Annotated in this window: 17 protein-coding genes; 16 read left to right on the forward strand and 1 reads right to left on the reverse strand. The window is 63.6% G+C overall.

Going from position 1 to position 17,234, the window contains the following annotated elements; genetic code table 11:
* Positions 1 to 153: 153 nt before the first annotated feature.
* The 7 genes from tkt (at position 154) to ACCAA_RS08115 (ending at position 9,380) form a co-directional block, all read left to right on the forward strand.
* A complete protein-coding gene (tkt, locus tag ACCAA_RS08085; protein WP_281193176.1) occupies positions 154 to 2,139 on the forward strand; it encodes a transketolase in 1,986 nt (661 codons plus the stop codon).
* 20 nt (positions 2,140 to 2,159) lie between these two features.
* Positions 2,160 to 3,158 (forward strand): type I glyceraldehyde-3-phosphate dehydrogenase, encoded by a 999-nt coding sequence (gene gap / locus ACCAA_RS08090; RefSeq protein ID WP_186406734.1) that lies wholly within the window; start codon positions 2,160 to 2,162, stop codon positions 3,156 to 3,158.
* A gap of 116 nt (positions 3,159 to 3,274) precedes the next feature.
* The gene (gene pyk, locus ACCAA_RS08095; RefSeq protein WP_186406735.1) at positions 3,275 to 4,714 is read left to right on the forward strand and encodes a pyruvate kinase; all 1,440 of its coding nucleotides are present in this window, start codon (positions 3,275 to 3,277) and stop codon (positions 4,712 to 4,714) included.
* 139 nt (positions 4,715 to 4,853) lie between these two features.
* Positions 4,854 to 5,792 (forward strand): phosphoribosylaminoimidazolesuccinocarboxamide synthase, encoded by a 939-nt coding sequence (locus ACCAA_RS08100; protein ID WP_186406736.1) that lies wholly within the window; start codon positions 4,854 to 4,856, stop codon positions 5,790 to 5,792.
* Between the two features lie 73 nt (positions 5,793 to 5,865).
* Entirely contained in the window at positions 5,866 to 6,648 is a 783-nt protein-coding gene (locus ACCAA_RS08105; protein WP_186406737.1) for a DUF2189 domain-containing protein, read from the forward strand.
* A 65-nt stretch (positions 6,649 to 6,713) separates the two neighbouring features.
* Complete coding sequence (locus ACCAA_RS08110; RefSeq protein ID WP_186406738.1) at positions 6,714 to 8,843, forward strand: M3 family metallopeptidase; 2,130 nt, start codon at positions 6,714 to 6,716, stop codon at positions 8,841 to 8,843.
* 18 nt (positions 8,844 to 8,861) lie between these two features.
* The gene (locus ACCAA_RS08115; RefSeq protein ID WP_186406739.1) at positions 8,862 to 9,380 is read left to right on the forward strand and encodes a glutaredoxin family protein; all 519 of its coding nucleotides are present in this window, start codon (positions 8,862 to 8,864) and stop codon (positions 9,378 to 9,380) included.
* Between the two features lie 52 nt (positions 9,381 to 9,432).
* On the opposite strand, the gene rlmB is transcribed toward ACCAA_RS08115, so the two are convergent.
* Entirely contained in the window at positions 9,433 to 10,191 is a 759-nt protein-coding gene (gene rlmB, locus ACCAA_RS08120; RefSeq protein WP_186406740.1) for a 23S rRNA (guanosine(2251)-2'-O)-methyltransferase RlmB, read from the reverse strand.
* A gap of 246 nt (positions 10,192 to 10,437) precedes the next feature.
* On the opposite strand from rlmB, the gene atpD reads away from it, so the two are divergent.
* Genes atpD through ACCAA_RS08165 form a run of 9 tightly spaced genes read left to right on the forward strand, consistent with a single transcriptional unit; the run spans position 10,438 to position 17,201 of the window.
* Positions 10,438 to 11,871 (forward strand): F0F1 ATP synthase subunit beta, encoded by a 1,434-nt coding sequence (atpD, locus tag ACCAA_RS08125; protein ID WP_186406741.1) that lies wholly within the window; start codon positions 10,438 to 10,440, stop codon positions 11,869 to 11,871.
* Positions 11,861 to 12,250, forward strand: a complete 390-nt coding sequence (locus ACCAA_RS08130; protein WP_186406742.1) for a F0F1 ATP synthase subunit epsilon — start codon at positions 11,861 to 11,863, stop codon at positions 12,248 to 12,250. Before atpD ends, ACCAA_RS08130 begins: the two co-directional genes overlap by 11 nt.
* Entirely contained in the window at positions 12,243 to 12,581 is a 339-nt protein-coding gene (locus ACCAA_RS08135) for an AtpZ/AtpI family protein (protein WP_186406743.1), read from the forward strand. The genes ACCAA_RS08130 and ACCAA_RS08135 overlap by 8 nt, the downstream gene beginning before the upstream one ends.
* Positions 12,578 to 12,892 carry an ATP synthase subunit I gene (locus ACCAA_RS08140; RefSeq protein WP_186406744.1) on the forward strand — a complete coding sequence of 105 codons (315 nt, stop codon included), beginning with the start codon at positions 12,578 to 12,580 and terminating at the stop codon, positions 12,890 to 12,892. The genes ACCAA_RS08135 and ACCAA_RS08140 overlap by 4 nt, the downstream gene beginning before the upstream one ends.
* Positions 12,882 to 13,595 (forward strand): F0F1 ATP synthase subunit A, encoded by a 714-nt coding sequence (locus ACCAA_RS08145; RefSeq protein WP_186406745.1) that lies wholly within the window; start codon positions 12,882 to 12,884, stop codon positions 13,593 to 13,595. Before ACCAA_RS08140 ends, ACCAA_RS08145 begins: the two co-directional genes overlap by 11 nt.
* Positions 13,583 to 13,864 (forward strand): F0F1 ATP synthase subunit C, encoded by a 282-nt coding sequence (locus tag ACCAA_RS08150; RefSeq protein WP_186406746.1) that lies wholly within the window; start codon positions 13,583 to 13,585, stop codon positions 13,862 to 13,864. Before ACCAA_RS08145 ends, ACCAA_RS08150 begins: the two co-directional genes overlap by 13 nt.
* A 3-nt stretch (positions 13,865 to 13,867) precedes the next feature.
* Positions 13,868 to 14,665, forward strand: a complete 798-nt coding sequence (locus ACCAA_RS08155; RefSeq protein ID WP_186406747.1) for a F0F1 ATP synthase subunit B family protein — start codon at positions 13,868 to 13,870, stop codon at positions 14,663 to 14,665.
* Entirely contained in the window at positions 14,665 to 16,284 is a 1,620-nt protein-coding gene (locus tag ACCAA_RS08160; protein WP_186406836.1) for an alternate F1F0 ATPase, F1 subunit alpha, read from the forward strand. Before ACCAA_RS08155 ends, ACCAA_RS08160 begins: the two co-directional genes overlap by 1 nt.
* Positions 16,281 to 17,201 carry a F0F1 ATP synthase subunit gamma gene (locus ACCAA_RS08165; RefSeq protein ID WP_186406748.1) on the forward strand — a complete coding sequence of 307 codons (921 nt, stop codon included), beginning with the start codon at positions 16,281 to 16,283 and terminating at the stop codon, positions 17,199 to 17,201. The genes ACCAA_RS08160 and ACCAA_RS08165 overlap by 4 nt, the downstream gene beginning before the upstream one ends.
* Positions 17,202 to 17,234 lie beyond the last annotated feature (33 nt).

Below are 17,234 nucleotides of genomic sequence, written 5' to 3' on the forward strand. Positions count from 1 at the left end.
GCGGCCAAAGCAGGCGTTACCGGCAAACGGGCCCGATTCGACTGGGTCATGCGTCAGGGCTGCAGCCCGCAACGGAGAGTGGCAAAGCATCCTGTTTTAGCGGATAATTTGCCCCATGCGACTCCAACCCGTTTCTCGACTTGGCGGATTTTCGTGCCCACTGCTTTTGCCCCCCTGACCAACGTCATCCGCGCCCTTGCCATGGACGCGGTTCAGCAAGCCAACTCCGGCCACCCCGGAATGCCCATGGGCATGGCCGATATTGCCGAAGTCCTCTGGCGGCGTCACCTGCGCCACAACCCGGCCAACCCGCACTGGCCCGATCGTGATCGTTTCGTGCTCTCGAATGGGCACGGGTCGATGCTGCTCTACACTTTGTTGCATCTCACCGGCTACGACGTGTCGATCGCCGATCTGAAGAACTTCCGTCAGTTTCGCTCGAAGACGCCGGGCCATCCCGAAGTCGGCCATACCCCCGGCGTCGAAACCACTACCGGCCCCCTTGGCCAGGGTCTCGCCAACGCCGTCGGGATGGCGATCGCCGAGCAGGTGCTGGCCGCCGAGTTCAACCGGCCCGATCACACGCTGGTCGACCATTCGACCTACGTTTTTCTCGGCGATGGTTGTCTGATGGAAGGCATTTCGCACGAAGCCTGCTCATTGGCGGGTACGCTTGGGCTCGGCAAACTGATCGCCTTCTATGACGACAATGGGATCTCGATCGACGGCCATGTCGAGGGCTGGTTTACCGACGATACACCGAAGCGCTTCGAGGCCTATGGCTGGCAAGTCATCGCTACGGTAGACGGGCACGACCGCGACGCTATCGATAACGCGCTACTCGTCGCGCGCACCGAAAAGGGCCGGCCGACGCTGATCTGCTGCCAGACCCGAATTGGGTTCGGCTCGCCGAACAAGGTCGGTAGCCACGACGTCCACGGTGCTCCCCTCGGTGCTGCCGAGGTCGCCGCTGCGCGCGCTCATATCGGCTGGCCGCACGCCCCTTTCGAGATTCCGGACACGGTCTACGCGGAGTGGGACGGCCGGATGCGTGGCCACCACTTCGAGAGCAACTGGAAGCGACGTCTTGCGGCCTATGAGCTTGCTTTCCCCGATCTGGCTGCTGAATTTTCGCGCCGGATGAACGGCGAGCTGCCCGCCGACTGGACCGCGTACGTTGCAAAAACACTGGCCGAGATCGCCGCCACGGGCGAGAACATCGCGACGCGCAAGGCCTCGCAGAACGCCATTGCGGCGTTTGCCCCGCGCCTGCCGGAACTCATCGGCGGCTCGGCCGATCTCGCCGGCTCGAACCTCACGCTGTGGGCAGGCTCGAAGGCTGTCAGCAGGGGCGAGGGTGGCAACTATCTCTACTACGGGGTACGCGAATTCGCCATGACGGCGGTGGCCAATGGCCTTGCCCTGCACGGCGGGCTAATCCCCTACACGGCCACCTTCCTGGTCTTTTCAGACTACGCGCGCAATGCGATCCGCATGGCGGCACTGATGAAGCTGCGCCAGATCATGGTCTATACCCACGATTCGATCGGCCTTGGCGAAGATGGCCCGACGCACCAGCCGATCGAACACGTGGCCAGCCTGCGCCTGATCCCCAATGTCGACGTCTGGCGCCCGGCTGACGCCAGCGAGACGACGGTCGCCTGGGTGGCCGCCATCGAACGCCGCGACGGCCCGACGATTCTCGCACTGTCGCGGCAGAACCTGCCGACGGTCACCGCCAGTGTGGCGCCGGCAAGCATCCGCCGGGGCGGCTATGTGCTGGCCGACTGTGCGGCGCCGCAAGTGGTCCTCATCGCCACAGGTTCGGAGGTCAAGCTGGCGCTTGATGCCTGCCAGGTGCTTGCCGACGAGGGCATCGCGGTGCGCGTCGTTTCGCTGCCCTGTGCCGAAGTCTTCGATCGTCAGGACGCCGCCTGGCGCGCAGCGGTTCTGCCGCGCGCCGTTCCGCGCGTGGCCATCGAAGCCGGGGTGAGCAGTTTCTGGCGCCAGTACGTCGGCCTCGACGGCGCCGTCATGGGTATCGATCGTTTTGGCGAGTCGGCACCCGCCGGCCAGTTGTTTGATTTTTTCGGTTTCACGGTGGCCAATGTGGTCACGACGGTGAAAACATTGTTGTAATTTCTCAAGGAGACTGTTTCATGACAATCAAGGTAGGGATCAACGGCTTTGGCCGTATCGGACGGATGGTTTTTCGCGCTGCAGTAGAGAACTTCCCGGAAATCGAAATCGTCGGCATCAACGACTTGCTGGAACCCGACTACCTGGCGTACATGCTCAAGTATGACTCGGTGCATCGTCGTTTCCAGGGCAGCATCGCCGTCGAAGGCAACACGCTGGTCGTCAATGGCAAGAAGATTCGCCTGACGGCGGTCAAGGATCCAGCAGAACTGAAGTGGGATGAAGTCGGCGCCGACATCGTCGTCGACTCGACCGGCCTCTTCCTGACCACCGAATCGTGCCAGAAGCATATTGCCGCGGGCGCCAAGAAAGTCATCCAGAGCGCACCGAGCAAGGACGATACGCCGATGTTCGTATTCGGCGTCAACTCCGACACCTATGCCGGCCAGACGATCATTTCGAACGCTTCCTGCACCACCAACTGCCTCGCTCCGGTGGCCAAGGTGCTGAATGACAACTGGGGCATCAAGCGTGGCCTGATGACCACCGTGCACGCCGCCACGGCGACGCAGAAAACCGTCGACGGTCCCTCCAACAAGGACTGGCGTGGCGGTCGCGGCATCCTGGAGAACATCATTCCGTCCTCGACGGGTGCTGCCAAGGCGGTTGGCAAGGTCATTCCCGAGTTGAACAAGAAGCTCACCGGTATGGCCTTCCGCGTGCCGACCTCCGACGTATCGGTTGTCGACCTGACCGTCGAACTGAACAAGGACGCGACCTACGAAGAGATCTGCGCGGCGATGAAGGCCGCTTCAGAGGGTTCGATGAAGGGAGTGCTCGGCTACACGACCGACAAAGTGGTCGCCACCGATTTCCGTGGCGAGAGCAACACTTCGGTGTTTGACGCCGATGCCGGGATGGCTCTCGACGGGACGTTCGTCAAGGTTGTCGCGTGGTATGACAACGAGTGGGGCTACTCCTGCAAGGTGCTGGAGATGGTCCAGGTAATGGCCCGCTAGCGAGCCATCGAGGGGCGCCTGCGGGTGCCCCTCTAGCCTTACCCACTAGCCGGCGGCACTCTTGCTCCGGCCATACGGGCGCCTTCGGGCGCCCCTTGTGTTACTCCAGGAAGCCCATGTTTCGCGATACCAAGATCGTCGCTACCCTCGGTCCTGCGTCATCGGACGCCACGGTGCTGGAACGAATGATCCGCGCCGGCGTCGATGTCGTGCGTCTCAACTTCTCCCATGGCAAACCCGAAGACCACGTCGCGCGCGCGCAACTGGTGCGCGAAGTGGCGGCCCGCGTCGGTCGGCCGGTCGGCATTCTTGCTGATCTCCAGGGTCCCAAGATCCGGGTTGGAAAATTCGCCGACGGCAAAATCTGGCTGGAGAACGGTCAGCCCTTCATTCTCGATGCGAAGTGCGAAGTCGGTGATAGTGGGCGCGTTGGTCTCGACTACAAGGATCTGCCGCGTGATGTCTCGGCGCGCAGCGTCCTGCTGCTCGACGATGGTCGCGTTGTTCTCGATGTCGAGCGAGTCGTCGGCTCCGAAATCTTCACAGTCGTTCGCCACGGTGGCGAATTGTCCGACAACAAGGGCATCAATCGTCAGGGCGGCGGCCTCTCGGCACACGCGCTGACCGCCAAGGACATGGACGATATCCGTACGGCGGCGACCATCGGTGTCGACTTTGTCGCTGTCTCGTTCCCGAAGAGCGCTGCTGACATGTACATGGCCAAACAACTGATTCACGCTGCCGGCGGGCACGCGCACACGATCGCCAAGATCGAGCGCGTCGAAGCGGTGGCGGCGCTCGAAGAGATCATCGTCGCCTCGGACGGAATCATGGTGGCGCGCGGCGACCTGGCGGTCGAAGTCGGTGATGCTGCCGTACCTGCGCTGCAGAAGCGCATGATTCGCCTGGCGCGCGAGAAGAACAAACTGGCCATCACCGCCACGCAGATGATGGAGTCGATGATTCTGTCGCCGACGCCGACGAGGGCCGAAGTCTCCGACGTCGCCAATGCCGTGCTCGATGGAACCGATGCCGTCATGCTGTCCGCCGAAACCGCTGCCGGCCGGTATCCGGTCGAAACGGTCGAGGCGATGGCCCGCATCTGCCTGGAAGCGGAGAAGTCTGCCGAAGTGACCCTGGATAGCGAATTTCTCAATCAGGTGTTCACGCGCATTGATCAGACCATTTCGCTGGCTGCGATCTGGACCGCGCACCACCTCAAGGTCAAGGCCATCGCGGCGCTCACCGAGACCGGCGCGACCGCACTGTGGATGAGCCGTCTCAACTGTGGCGTCCCGGTCTACGCGCTGACCCCGCAACCCGAAGCGGTGACCAAGATGGCGCTTTATCGGGCGGTTTTCCCCTTGTTCATGACCCAGCGACCGGCCACTCGCGACGAACTGCTGCACGATGCCGAACAACTGTTGATGAACGAGGGAATCGTGGAAAAGGGAGACTTGATCGTCCTGAGCGCCGGCGATCCAATGGGCACCAGCGGCGGCACCAATACGCTGAAGATCGTCCGCGTGGGCGATCAGCAGCCATGGACGAACTGACCGGCTGACAGATTCAGCGGCAGGTTGGTGGGGCGCCGACCGCCGGTGAACGCTGAACCGCGAGCGATCTGCCCTATAATCCGGGGGCCGTACCGCCCACCCTACATTCGATCTGCCAGTTGACAACCGGATCAAGCACGTGACCGAAGCCCTCTTTGAATCGACGATCAAGAGCCTGCCGCTGCTCGGCCGCGGCAAGGTGCGGGACATCTACGCCATCGACGCCGAGAAACTGTTGATCGTGACCAGCGATCGTATCTCGGCTTTCGACGTCATCCTGCCCGACCCGATTCCCGGCAAAGGCAAGGTCCTCACGCGTCTGGCCAGCTTCTGGTTCGAGAAACTCGCCGGCATCGTCGCCAACCAGATGACCGGGATCACACCGGAATCTGTCGTAGCCGCGGACGAGCGCGAGCAGGTGCGTGGCCGGGCGCTGGTCGTCAAACGCCTGCGACCGCTGCCGATCGAGGCTGTGGTGCGTGGCTATCTGATCGGCTCTGGATGGAAGGACTACCAGACGTGCGGCAGTGTCTGTGGCATTGCACTGCCGGCAGGACTTGAGCTCGCCAGCCGGTTGCCGCAGGCGATCTTTACCCCGGCGACCAAAGCTGCGATCGGCGATCACGACGAGAACGTCTCATTTGAGCGAGCGCAGTTCGACTGTTCGGTGGCCCTCGCCGACATCCTTGCGGCGACCGGCCAGAGTGGCGAGGCGATCGCCACTCTGGCACGTGACGCGGCCATCGCGCTGTACACCACGGCTGCCGAGTATGCCGCAGCGCGTGGGATCATCATTGCCGATACCAAGTTCGAATTCGGACTCGATGCGGCCGGCACCCTGCATCTGATCGACGAAGCGCTGACCCCGGACTCGTCACGGTTCTGGCCAGCCAGCGCCTGGCGCGAAGGCAGCAATCCCCCTTCCTATGACAAGCAGTACCTGCGCGACTACCTTGAAACCCTGGTCTGGAACAAGCAGGCGCCAGGTCCGCGCCTGCCGCAGCTTGTACTCGCCGGTACTCGTGCCAAGTACGTCGAGGCCTGCGAACGCTTGACCGGCGAGGCGTTCGTCGAGTGACCGAGGCCGTCACAGACGCCAGCACACGCCAGCGGCGACCATCCTGCCAACGCTCCATAAGCAGGGAGAACGAATGCGCCTAGAGCCTTTTCCGGCTGATCATGCTGATCACGACAGCGCGCTGCGCAAGGTCCGCAGCGTCCGCGTCGGCCGGCCATTCGCCTGGCTGGCAGCGGCCTGGCGCGATCTCTGCGCCAATCCGATCGCCAGCCTCGCCTATGGCATGGTGTTCGCCATTGCTGGTGACGTGATCACGATTTTCGCCTGGCGCCAAGGACATCTGTTCATTGCCGCCACATCCGGTTTTTTCCTGATCGCACCGCTCCTCGCCGGCGGGCTGTACGAGATCAGCCGCCGACGTGCGGCAGGGCAGTCTTCGACTTTCCTGGTTTCGCTCGCCGGCGGTCGGCGCAACGCGCTGGAACTGGTCAAAGTGGGCCTGCTGTTGGGGACGATCGGCCTGCTCTGGGAGCAAATCTCGACCGTCCTCTTCGCGCTGCTCGCTCCCGATATCCCGCCCGACCTGCTCAGCCTGCTGGCCGAGATGCACCTGGCCCCTGAGCATCGCGACCTGCTGATCATCTGGATACTTACCGGCGGGACGCTGGCGCTGTTCGTTTTCGCGATCACGGTCGTCTCGGTACCTTTGCTGCTCGACTGCCGAACCGGTATGGTCACTGCCATGCGCACCAGTCTGCGCGCCGTCAATGCCAACCTGCGGCTGATGGTGTTGTGGGGGGCGATCGTCGTCGCGCTCACCATGGTCGGTTTCGCCACCCTGTTTTTCGGACTGATCGTTCTCATGCCCTTGATCGGCCACGCTTCGTGGCACGCCTATCGCGACCTTGTAGAATAGGAGCAAGCGCCGGCAAGCAGCCCCGTATGAGTAGCCGCCGCTTTTCTCGAACCACGGAACCCCTGATGACTGCCAATTCCCTGCACGACAACCCGCTGCTCGACTTCGCCGGCCTGCCTCGCTTCGACATACTGGTGCCGGGTGACGTGCAGCCGGCAATCAGCACACTGCTCGCTGACTGCCGCGCGCTCGTCTATCGCCTCACGGCCAAGGATGTGGCCGCCACTTGGGCTGACTTCGCCGCGCCGCTCGCCGACGGCTTCGAGAAGATTTCGCGCGCTTGGGGAATCGTCGTTCATGTCCACTCGGTCAACGACGTCCCCGCCTGGCGTGAGGCCTACAATCAGATGCTGCCCGAGGTTTCGCGCTTTTACGCCGAAATCGGTCAGAACCTCGCGCTTTTTGCCAAGTACAAGGCGATCGCCGAGAGCGCCGAATCGTGTGCAGCCAGCGAGCCCGGTGACGCCGCTGAATACGCGCGCCTGACCGCTGCCCAGCGCCGCATCGTCGACCACGAAGTGCGCGATTTCCGGCTCGCTGGAGCGGAGTTGGCTGAAGACCTGAAACCGCGTTTTCAGGAAATTGCCGAGCAACTGGCCCAGCTTTCGGCCAAGTTCTCGGAGAATCTGCTTGACGCCACCAACGCTTTTGCCGAGATGGTGACCGACGAGGCCGAACTGACCGGTCTGCCGGCGGACGCCCGTCAGGCTGCCCGAGAAGCGGCGGCAAGGGATGGCAAAGAGGGTTGGAAGTTCACCCTGCACATGCCGTCGTATCTGCCGGTGATGCAATACGCCGCCTCGCGTCGCCTGCGCGCCGCGATGTACCGGGCGTCCGCCACTCGGGCCGCCGAATTCGGTCCCGCCGAACTCGACAACACGCCGCTGATCCGCCGAATTCTCGAACTGCGCCGGGAGGAGGCGCAACTTCTCGGCTACGCCCACTTTGCTGATCTCTCGCTGGTGCCGAAAATGGCGCAGTCTGTGCCGCAGGTGCTCGACTTCCTGCGCGACCTGGCCATCAAAGCCAGGCCTTTCGCCGAGAAAGACATCGCCGATCTGCGTGCGTTTGGCCGTCGCGAGCTGGATCTTGAGACGATGGAGGCCTGGGATGCCGCCTATGTTTCCGAGAAGCTGTTGCAGGCGCGCTATGCGTTCTCCGAGCACGAAGTGAAGCAGTATTTCACCGAGGAGAGGGTCCTCGCCGGGCTGTTCAAGGTAATCGAGAAGCTGTTTGGCGTTTGCCTGAAGCCCGACAGCGCACCGCTGTGGCACGAGGACGTCCGCTTCTTCCGCATCGAGACGCCGAGCGGCCAACTTCTCGGCCAGTTCTACCTCGATCTCTATGCTCGCGAAACCAAGCGTGGCGGCGCCTGGATGGACGAGGCGAGGGGTCGCCGCAGGGTGACCGCCGGATCGCTTGCTGCCGAGGCTGACGGCATCCAGACACCGGTTGCCTACCTGAACTGTAATTTCTCCCGTCCGCTCGGCGAAAAGGAGGGCCAGGCACGGCCGGCCACCTTCACGCACGACGAGGTGATCACCCTCTTCCATGAGACCGGGCATGGCCTGCACCACCTGCTGACGCGTGTCGATGAGCTGGGCGTCGCGGGCATTCATGGTGTCGAATGGGATGCCGTCGAATTGCCCTCCCAGTTCATGGAGAACTACTGCTGGGAGTGGAGTGTTGTGCAGGGGATGAGCGCGCACATTGACACCGGCGCGCCGCTGCCGCAGGCGCTGTTCGCCAAGATGCTGGCCGCGAAGAACTTCCTGAGTGGCATGCAGACCTTGCGTCAGATCGAGTTCTCGCTCTTTGACCTGTTGCTGCACAGTGACTTCGACCCGGCCGGCGAACGCAGCGTGCTGGACCTGCTGGCCGATGTGCGGCGGGAAGTGGCGGTCATCGTTCCGCCCGCCTGGCAGCGATTCCCGAATAGTTTTGCGCACATCTTCGCCGGGGGGTACGGCGCTGGCTACTTTAGCTACAAGTGGGCCGAGGTCCTGTCGGCCGATTGCTATGGCGCTTTCGAAGAGGCTGGCGATCCCTTCGACCCCGGCACCGGTCAGCGCTTCCTGAGCGAAATCCTGGCGGTCGGCGGTAGCCGACCAGCGATAGACAACTTTCGGGCTTTCCGCGGTCGCGAACCCCAGGTCGACGCGCTGCTCCGTCACAGCGGAATGATCACCGCCTGAAGATCGAGGACCTCCAGCATGCTCAATACAGCCCCTTTGCGTTTCACTCGCGTTGCTGCTGTCCTGCTGCTGGCGACGACCGCGGTCAGCGCGCAAACCACCTTCCGCTGGATCGATCCGGCCACCGGCGGCACGGTGATCTCGGACATGCCGCCGCCGCCCGGCGCCAAACAGGTCATGAGGTATACGGCCAGCCCTGCTGCGACCGAGCCGCAGATTCCCTATGCTGTGCGCCAGGCCAGCGAAAAGTTCCCGGTTGTCCTGTACACCACCTTGGGCTGCCCTCTGTGCAAGCCGGCCAGAGATCTGCTCAACGGCCGTGGCGTCCCCTTCTCGGAAAAAGTGCTCAACAGCGAGGAGGACCGGGCCGAAGTCGGCCGGCAGATCGGCGGCGAGGTCCTGCTCCCCAGTGTCAGCGTCGGTCGGCAAAATGTCAGAGGTTTTTCGACCGCCGCCTGGAACGAACTGCTCGACGCGGCCGGCTACCCGGCCGCGTTACCTTCCCGCCGCAAGCCGTCGGCGGGCGTTGTCGAATGAAGCGCGCCCGTTCGCGCGGCAAGGGAACGCAGCCTCCCAGCGTACGCCGGGGCTAGCTGCTGATCCCTGTTTTCAGGCTGGCCCGCCGCCGCGCCTCGTAGAGGCAGACGCCGGTGGCTACCGAAACATTGAGGCTGGCGACCGAGCCGAGCATCGGGATGCTCACCAGTTGATCGCACGTTTCACGCGTCAGGCGGCGCAGGCCGTCGCCTTCGGCGCCGAGGACCCAGGCGCACGATCTTGGCCACTGGGCGGCGTACAGATCTTCTTTCGCTTCGGCATCGGTGCCGATGACCCAGATCTCGCGCTCCTTGATCTCGCGCAGCGTACGCGCGAGGTTGGTTACCGTGATGTAGGGGACCGTCTCGGCAGCGCCGCTGGCGACCTTCACCGCCGCCTGGGTCAGACCGACGGCGCGATCCTTGGGCGCGATGACCGCGTGCGCGCCGACCGCATCGGCGACGCGCAGGCAGGCGCCGAGATTGTGCGGATCCTGAATGCCGTCGAGGACCAGCAGCAAAGCCGGCTCATCGAGCGTGTCGAGCACGTCGTCGAGCGTCACGTGGCGCTGCGCGGCATCGACGGTGGCGATGACGCCCTGGTGCCGGGCTCCCGGAGCTATCGCTTCCAGGCGGGCCGAATCGACCGGCAGCACGCGTACCTTGGCGAACTCCGCGTGCCGGATCAGGTCGCGCAGGCGAGCATCATGGCGACCGGAATCAACGTAGATCTCGCGCACCGCTCCGGGGTCATGGCGCAATTTGGCGAGCGTCGAATGGAAGCCGAAGATCAGGCGTGAATGCAGAGACATGGACCGGGCCGATGGAGGAAGAGGGCGCGATTCTAACAGCTTGCCGCATGCAGTCCACGTTTGCCCCGGCCGCAGCCGCTCTGTTAGCCAGCGCACAGTCTGCAGTGCCAGCCCGGTGTACTCTGGGCACTGCGATCGCTCCGTCGATTGGCGCAGGATGCCCTGCCGCACTTTGGGCGCGCCGATGGCCGAAAGTCGTATCGTTCACGTTACTCTTGCAGTTCGCCTGAAGACCGGGAAGTGAAGATGCCCAAGGATAGCGGTCAGCCCAGCTCGGCAAACGTCGGCAGCGTGGTTGCGGTGCGCGGCAGCGTCGTCGATGTACGCTTCGATGAGCATTTGCCGCCGATCTATTCGCTGCTGCGCGCCGGAGACGAAGGTCGAATCGTCATCGAAGTGCTCGCCCAGCGCGATGCGCATCACGTGCGCGGGATCGCCTTGACGCCGACGCAAGGTCTTGCGCGCGGCACCGTGGTCGACGACACCGGCGGCCCGCTGCAGGCGCCGGTGGGCAAAGCCATACTCTCGCGCATGTTCGACGTTTTCGGTCGCACGATCGACCGTGAAGTGCCCCTGGCCGATGTCGAGTGGCGTTCCGTGCATCGAGCGCCACCGCCGCTGGCGCGGCGTTCGACGAGATCCGAGATCTTCGAGACCGGGATCAAGGTCATCGACGTGCTGGCGCCGCTGGAACGTGGCGGCAAGGCGGGACTTTTCGGCGGTGCGGGCGTTGGCAAGACGGTGCTGCTGACCGAAATGATCCACAACATGATTGGCCACCAGGAGGGCGTCAGCATCTTTTGCGGAATTGGCGAACGCTCCCGCGAAGGCGAGGAACTTTACCGCGAGATGAAGGAGGCCGGTGTTCTACCCGGCATGGTGATGGTCTTCGGCCAGATGAACGAGCCGCCCGGCGCCCGTTTCCGGGTCGGCCATGCGGCACTGACGATGGCCGAATACTTCCGCGATGACCAGCACCGGGATGTGCTCTTGCTGATCGACAACATCTTCCGCTTCATTCAGGCCGGCTCGGAAGTCTCCGGCCTGATGGGACAGATGCCCTCGCGGCTGGGCTATCAGCCGACGATGGGCACCGAGCTGGCGGCGCTCGAGGAGCGCATCGCCAATACCGACAGCGGCGCCATCACCTCGATCCAGGCGGTCTATGTGCCGGCCGACGACTTCACCGATCCGGCTGCGGTGCATACCTTCTCGCATCTGTCGGCGTCGATCGTGCTATCGCGCAAGCGGGCAAGCGAAGGTCTCTTTCCGGCCATTGATCCGCTTGAATCGAGTTCGAAGATGGCCACGCCGGGGATTGTCGGCGAAAGGCACTACGGCCTGGCGCAGGAGATCCGGCGGACGCTCGCGCAGTACGCAGAACTCAAGGACATCATCGCCATGCTCGGCCTTGAGCAACTGTCGCCGGAGGATCGCAAGGTCGTCGGCCGCGCTCGCCGCCTGGAGCGCTTCCTCACTCAGCCCTTCTTCACTACCCAGCAGTTTACGGGCCACCAGGGAAAGCTGGTCAGCCTCAAGGACTCGCTGGACGGCTGTGAGCGAATCCTGCGCGACGAGTTCAAGGACTATCCCGAGAGCGCGCTGTACATGATCGCGACGATCGACGAGGCGGTCGCAAGAACGAAGCCCGGCCGGGCTGGCGGCGCACATGAACCTTAAGATTCTCCTGCCGTTCCAGATCTTCGCCGAGAAAACCGGCGTGTCGCGCATCGTGGCGGAGACCAGCGAGGGCTCGTTCGGCATCTTGCCACGCCGACGCGATTGCGTCGCCGCACTCGCACCCGGGATTCTGGTCTACGAAACCGATGCCCAGGGCGAGAGCTACGTGGCTGTGGATCAGGGGGTTCTGGTCAAGAGCGGCCTGGACGTGCTCGTTTCCGTGCGCCGCGCGCTGGCTGGTGCTGACCTCGGTCGCTTACACGAAACCGTACAACACGAGTTTCTGACCGTCGACCAGGAGGAGCAAAACGTACGCGCGGTGATGACGAAACTGGAAAGCGGATTGCTGCATCGCCTGGCGAGGTTTCAACATGAATGACCAACCGGCAGACAAGGCCGCGAAGGGCGAATCGACCTTTGCCGCGCAAATCGGCGCGAAAGCGGCGCGCAAGCTCAGGGCGCAGCGCAACGACTCAGCGGGCCTCTGGGCAGGTCTCGGGATGATGGGCTTGATCGGCTGGTCGGTGGTGGTGCCGACGCTGCTTGGCGCGGCACTGGGCCTGTGGTTGGACAAACAGCATCCGGGGCCGCATTCGTGGACGCTGGCACTACTGCTTGGCGGACTCGCCATCGGCTGCCTGAACGCCTGGCATTGGGTCGCCGAAGCCGACAAGGCGATGCACGCAGAGCAGGAGGAGAACGATGAATGAATGAAACACTGGCGCTGCTCCTCGCCGGCACACTCGGCGGCGCACTCGGGGCGATCTTCTTCGGCGGTCTGTGGTGGACGGTCAACAAGGGAACTTCGTCGCGGCATCCAGCGATGTTCTTCCTGGCCAGCCTGCTGCTGCGCACCAGCACAACCCTGGCGGGCTTCTATCTGGTCGCCGGCGGCGATTGGCAGCGACTGCTCTGGTGCTGCCTGGGCTTTGTCATGGCGCGCCCAGCCGTGACCTGGCTGACGCGGCTGCCGCCAAGAGATCCGCTCCGCTCACCACCGGAGGTCAGCGATGCACCTTAGTCCCGATCAAATCGTTTTCTGGCAATACGGGTTTTTCAGAATCAACGCCACCATCGTGTTCACCTGGGCAGTGATGGCGGTACTGACCGTCGGATCAAGCCTGGTCACCCGCCGGCTTGCCAGAGGGCTGCAACGTTCCCATTGGCAGAACCTGATCGAGATCGTCGTCACGGGAATCGAGAAACAAATCGCAGAAGTGGGCCTCCGGCAGCCGGGCAGGTATCTTGGCTTTCTCGGCACGCTCTTCCTGTTCGTCGCCACGGCCAGCCTGGGGACTATCATTCCCGGCTACGAGCCGCCCACCGGCTCGCTGTCGACCACCGTCGCTCTGGCGCTTTGTGTGCTGGTCGCAGTGCCCTTCTTCGGCATCAAGGAGCAGGGCATTGGTGGCTACCTCAAGTCCTGGCTCGAGCCGACGTTCATCATGCTGCCGTTCAACGTCATCAGCGAAGTCTCGCGGACGCTGGCGCTGGCCGTTCGCCTGTTCGGCAACATGATGAGCGGGACGATGATCATCGGCATTCTGCTGACCATCACGCCGTTCATCTTTCCGCTGGTGATGACGGTACTCGGTCTGCTCACCGGCATGGTGCAAGCCTACATCTTTACCGTCCTGGCCGCGGTCTACATCGCGGCCGCCACGGGCACCGGCGCCCGCCACCTGACACCACAAGACACAAGGGACACACCATGGACAGCATGACCATCATCGCAGTGGCATCAATCGTGATCGCCGGCATCACTACGGGTTTCGGCACCATGGGGCCTGCGCTGGCCGAAGGGAGGGCGGTCGCCACGGCGCTGACTTCGCTGGCTCAGCAGCCCGATGCCTCGGCCACCATCACCCGGACGCTGTTTGTCGGCCTGGCGATGATCGAATCGACGGCCATCTACTGCTTCGTCGTGTCAATGATTCTCATCTTTGCCAACCCGTTCTGGAACTACAGCATCGCACTGACGGCAGGGAAGTAAGCCATGCTCATCGACTGGTTCACCGTCGGTGCGCAGGCGCTCAACTTCATCATTCTGGTGGGCTTGCTGAAACACTTTCTCTACCAGCCCATCCTCGACGCAATCGCCGCACGCGAAAAGCTGATCGCTGGCCAACTCGCCGACGCCGACGCAAGAAGGGCTGAGGCGGGAAAAGAACGCGACGAGTTCGCGCGCAAGAACGAGGAGTTCAATCAGCAGCGCGCCACGCTCCTCAGCCAGGCGACCGACGAGGTGAAGGTCGAACGTCAGCGGCTCCTCGACGCAGCCCGGCAGGCGGCCGACGCCTTGAGCGTCAGGCGGCAGACCACACTGAGTAACGACGCCCGGAACCTGAATCAAGCGATCCGTCAACGCGCTCAGCAGGAAGTGTTCGCCATCGCCCGCCAGGCACTGAGCGACCTCGCCGCGACGAGTCTGGAAGAACGCCTGACCGAAGTGTTCCTTGCTCGCTTGCGAGCCATCGACGGCACGACCAAAGATGGTCTTGCCAATGCGCTGACCACAGCGTCAGAACCGGCGCTCGTGCGCAGCGCAGTTGACCTGCCTGCAGAGCAACGCGCAAAGATACAAGCGGCGCTCAACGAAACCTTTTCGGTAGAGATCCGTCTCCGCTTCGAGACCATGCCGGCGCTGGTCAGTGGCATTGAGCTCAGCACCAGCGGGTTGAAGCTGGCCTGGAGTATCGCCGACTATCTTGCGGCGCTTGAAAAAGGCGTCGCTGAAGTCCTCACGGCGAACTCCGCTTCGGCCATAGACGCCACGCCGCAAAGCGGAAAATGATGAGCGCCGAGCACGAAACGCTACAGGGCGCCATCGACCAGCTCTTCAGTGGCCTCCGGCAAGCCCGGGAGAGCTTTTCACCGCAACTCGTGCCGCGTGAGGTGGGCACGATCACCATGCTCGCAACCGGTATCGCCACGGTCTCGGGCCTGCCCGGCGTCGGCTTCGAGGAGTTGCTCAGCTTTCCCGGTGATGTCTCGGGCATCGCCTTCAACGTGGACGAGGACGAAATCGGCGTCGTGTTGCTCGGCGAATACTCGCACTTGCACGCCGGTGATGAAGTCGAGCGTGCCGGACGGGTCATGGACGTGGCGGTAGGCGACGGTTTGCTCGGCCGGGTCATCGACCCGCTGGGTCAGCCACTCGATGGTCGCGGGGTGGTGGCTACGGGCGACCGGCTGCCGATTGAACGTCCTGCCGTGCCGATCATGGACCGTGCGCCGGTCACCGTGCCGTTGCAGACCGGACTAAAGGTCATCGATGCGCTGATTCCCATCGGCCGTGGTCAGCGCGAGTTGATCCTGGGCGACCGTCAGACCGGCAAGACCGCCATCGCCATCGACGCCATCCTCAACCAGCGCGGCCAGGAGGTCATATGCGTCTATTGCGCCATCGGCCAGCGCGCGTCGGCCGTCGCCAAGGCCGTGGCCATCCTGCGCGAGAAGGGCGCCATGGAGTACACCATCGTCGTGGTCACCGAGGGCAATGCTCCGCCTGGCCTGGCCTACATCGCTCCCTACGCGGCGACGAGTATTGCCGAGTACTTCATGGCCGCCGGTCGCGACGTGCTGATCGTGTACGACGACCTTACCCAGCACGCCCGCGCCTATCGCGAGCTGTCGCTACTGCTGCGCCGCCCGCCGGGCCGTGAAGCCTTCCCTGGCGACATCTTCTACATTCATTCGCGGCTGCTGGAACGGGCAACGCGGCTGCGTGAGGAGCACGGCGGTGGTTCGCTCACCGCGCTGCCGATCATCGAGACCCAAGCGCAGAACATCGCCGCCTACATTCCGACCAACCTGATTTCGATCACCGATGGCCAGATCTATCTCTCGCCGTCGCTGTTCGAGCTGGGCGTGCTGCCGGCCGTCGATGTCGGTAAATCGGTTTCGCGTGTCGGCGGCAAGGCGCAACGGGCCGCCTATCGGGCGGTGGCCGGTGACCTGAAGCTCGCCTACGCGCAGTTCGAGGAACTCGAGACCTTTGCCCGCTTCGGTGCCCGACTTGATGAGGACAGCCGCCAGTCGATCGAGCGTGGCCGGCGGATTCGCGCCTGTCTGAAACAGGCGGAACTGGCGCCGGTGTCCGTCCCGGCCCAGCTCGCCATCCTGCTCGCCCTGACCGCCGGACTCTTCGACCCGGTACCCCTCGACCAGATGACCCCTGCCCAGGAAGCGGTCAACGAGGCGGCAGCGGAGATCCCGCTTGAGGTCTGCGCACGCCTTGCTGGCGCGGATGAATTGAGCGATGACGACCGTCAAGCGATCGTCGACATCGCCCGCCAGGCGCTTCTTCACTTCCAGGGTCAAGCCGCCCCCAGGGCTGAGGCTGCGTCCGGGAAAGCAGCGCAAACGCAAGTCAAGTCGCAGCCGGAGCGAGCCGACGAGGAGAAGTCTTGAGCGAAACCAGCGCCAGCCTGCGCCGCAAGCTCAACAGCGCGGGCGACCTGCAATCCGTCGTTCGGACGATGAAAGCGCTGGCCGCGTCGAGCATTGGCCAGTATGAAAAATCGGTGCGTGCCCTGGCCGACTACTACGGGAGCGTCGAGCTGGGGCTCAGCGTGTGTTTCCGCGAAAGCCAGCCGGCACGCTTGCGGGCTGGCCGGAAAGGTCAGTGCGGGTCGGTCAGCGCCGTCATTTTCGGCTCCGATCAGGGACTGGTCGGCCGCTTCAACGAGGTGGTTGTCGACTTCGCTCTGCAGAGACTCACCTCGTTGCCAGGTCAACACGAGGTGTGGGCCGTCGGCGAGCGTGCCCATGCGCGCCTGGCGGATAGCGGACTGGCGGTGCGGGGAGTTTTCGTCGTGCCCAGCTCGGTCAAGGCGATCGCCCCGCTGGTCGGGCAGATTCTCGTCGACAGCGAGTCGGGTGATAGCCAAGGTGAAGCCGGCGAACTCCACCTGTTCTACAACCGCCCGACCTCCGGCGCGGCTTATGAGCCCGTCGCTCAGCGCCTGCTGCCACTGGATGAAAAGTGGCGCGGCCAGCTCGCCGAACTCCCCTGGCCTGCGGGCAACTTGCCCGAAATCATCGGCGACGGTGCCGCGACCTTGCGGGCGCTGATCCGCGAATATCTATTCGTCTCGCTGTTCCGGGCGTGTGCCGAGTCCCTGGCCAGCGAGAACGCGAGCCGCCTGGCTGCGATGGAGCGTGCCGACACGAACATCGGCGATCTGCTGGAAAGCCTGCGCGGAGATTTCCACCGCCTGCGTCAGAGTGGCATTGACGAGGAACTGTTCGACGTCGTCTCCGGCTTTGACGCGCTGGCGGAAGATGCGGGCATCAAGAAGCTTTCCAAGCGAGCCAAAGTGAAATAATATCGCTACGTTTCAAACCCCTCATTTGAATGG

The sequence above is a fragment of the Candidatus Accumulibacter aalborgensis genome (assembly GCF_900089955.1).
Classification (GTDB): Bacteria; Pseudomonadota; Gammaproteobacteria; order Burkholderiales; family Rhodocyclaceae; genus Accumulibacter; species Accumulibacter aalborgensis.

Bases quoted from the DNA above. Each gene is read 5' to 3' on its own strand.
- ACCAA_RS08115 (WP_186406739.1), top strand. From the start codon at position 8,862: ATGCTCAATACAGCCCCTTTGCGTTTCACTCGCGTTGCTGCTGTCCTG.
- ACCAA_RS08155 (WP_186406747.1), top strand. From the start codon at position 13,868: ATGCTCATCGACTGGTTCACCGTCGGTGCGCAGGCGCTCAACTTCATC.
- ACCAA_RS08130 (WP_186406742.1), top strand. From the start codon at position 11,861: ATGAACCTTAAGATTCTCCTGCCGTTCCAGATCTTCGCCGAGAAAACC.
- ACCAA_RS08140 (WP_186406744.1), top strand. From the start codon at position 12,578: ATGAATGAAACACTGGCGCTGCTCCTCGCCGGCACACTCGGCGGCGCA.
- ACCAA_RS08150 (WP_186406746.1), top strand. From the start codon at position 13,583: ATGGACAGCATGACCATCATCGCAGTGGCATCAATCGTGATCGCCGGC.
- gap (WP_186406734.1), top strand. From the start codon at position 2,160: ATGACAATCAAGGTAGGGATCAACGGCTTTGGCCGTATCGGACGGATG.
- atpD (WP_186406741.1), top strand. From the start codon at position 10,438: ATGCCCAAGGATAGCGGTCAGCCCAGCTCGGCAAACGTCGGCAGCGTG.
- pyk (WP_186406735.1), top strand. From the start codon at position 3,275: ATGTTTCGCGATACCAAGATCGTCGCTACCCTCGGTCCTGCGTCATCG.
- ACCAA_RS08110 (WP_186406738.1), top strand. From the start codon at position 6,714: ATGACTGCCAATTCCCTGCACGACAACCCGCTGCTCGACTTCGCCGGC.
- ACCAA_RS08135 (WP_186406743.1), top strand. From the start codon at position 12,243: ATGAATGACCAACCGGCAGACAAGGCCGCGAAGGGCGAATCGACCTTT.
- rlmB (WP_186406740.1), bottom strand. From the start codon at position 10,191: ATGTCTCTGCATTCACGCCTGATCTTCGGCTTCCATTCGACGCTCGCC.
- ACCAA_RS08145 (WP_186406745.1), top strand. From the start codon at position 12,882: ATGCACCTTAGTCCCGATCAAATCGTTTTCTGGCAATACGGGTTTTTC.
- ACCAA_RS08105 (WP_186406737.1), top strand. From the start codon at position 5,866: ATGCGCCTAGAGCCTTTTCCGGCTGATCATGCTGATCACGACAGCGCG.
- ACCAA_RS08160 (WP_186406836.1), top strand. From the start codon at position 14,665: ATGAGCGCCGAGCACGAAACGCTACAGGGCGCCATCGACCAGCTCTTC.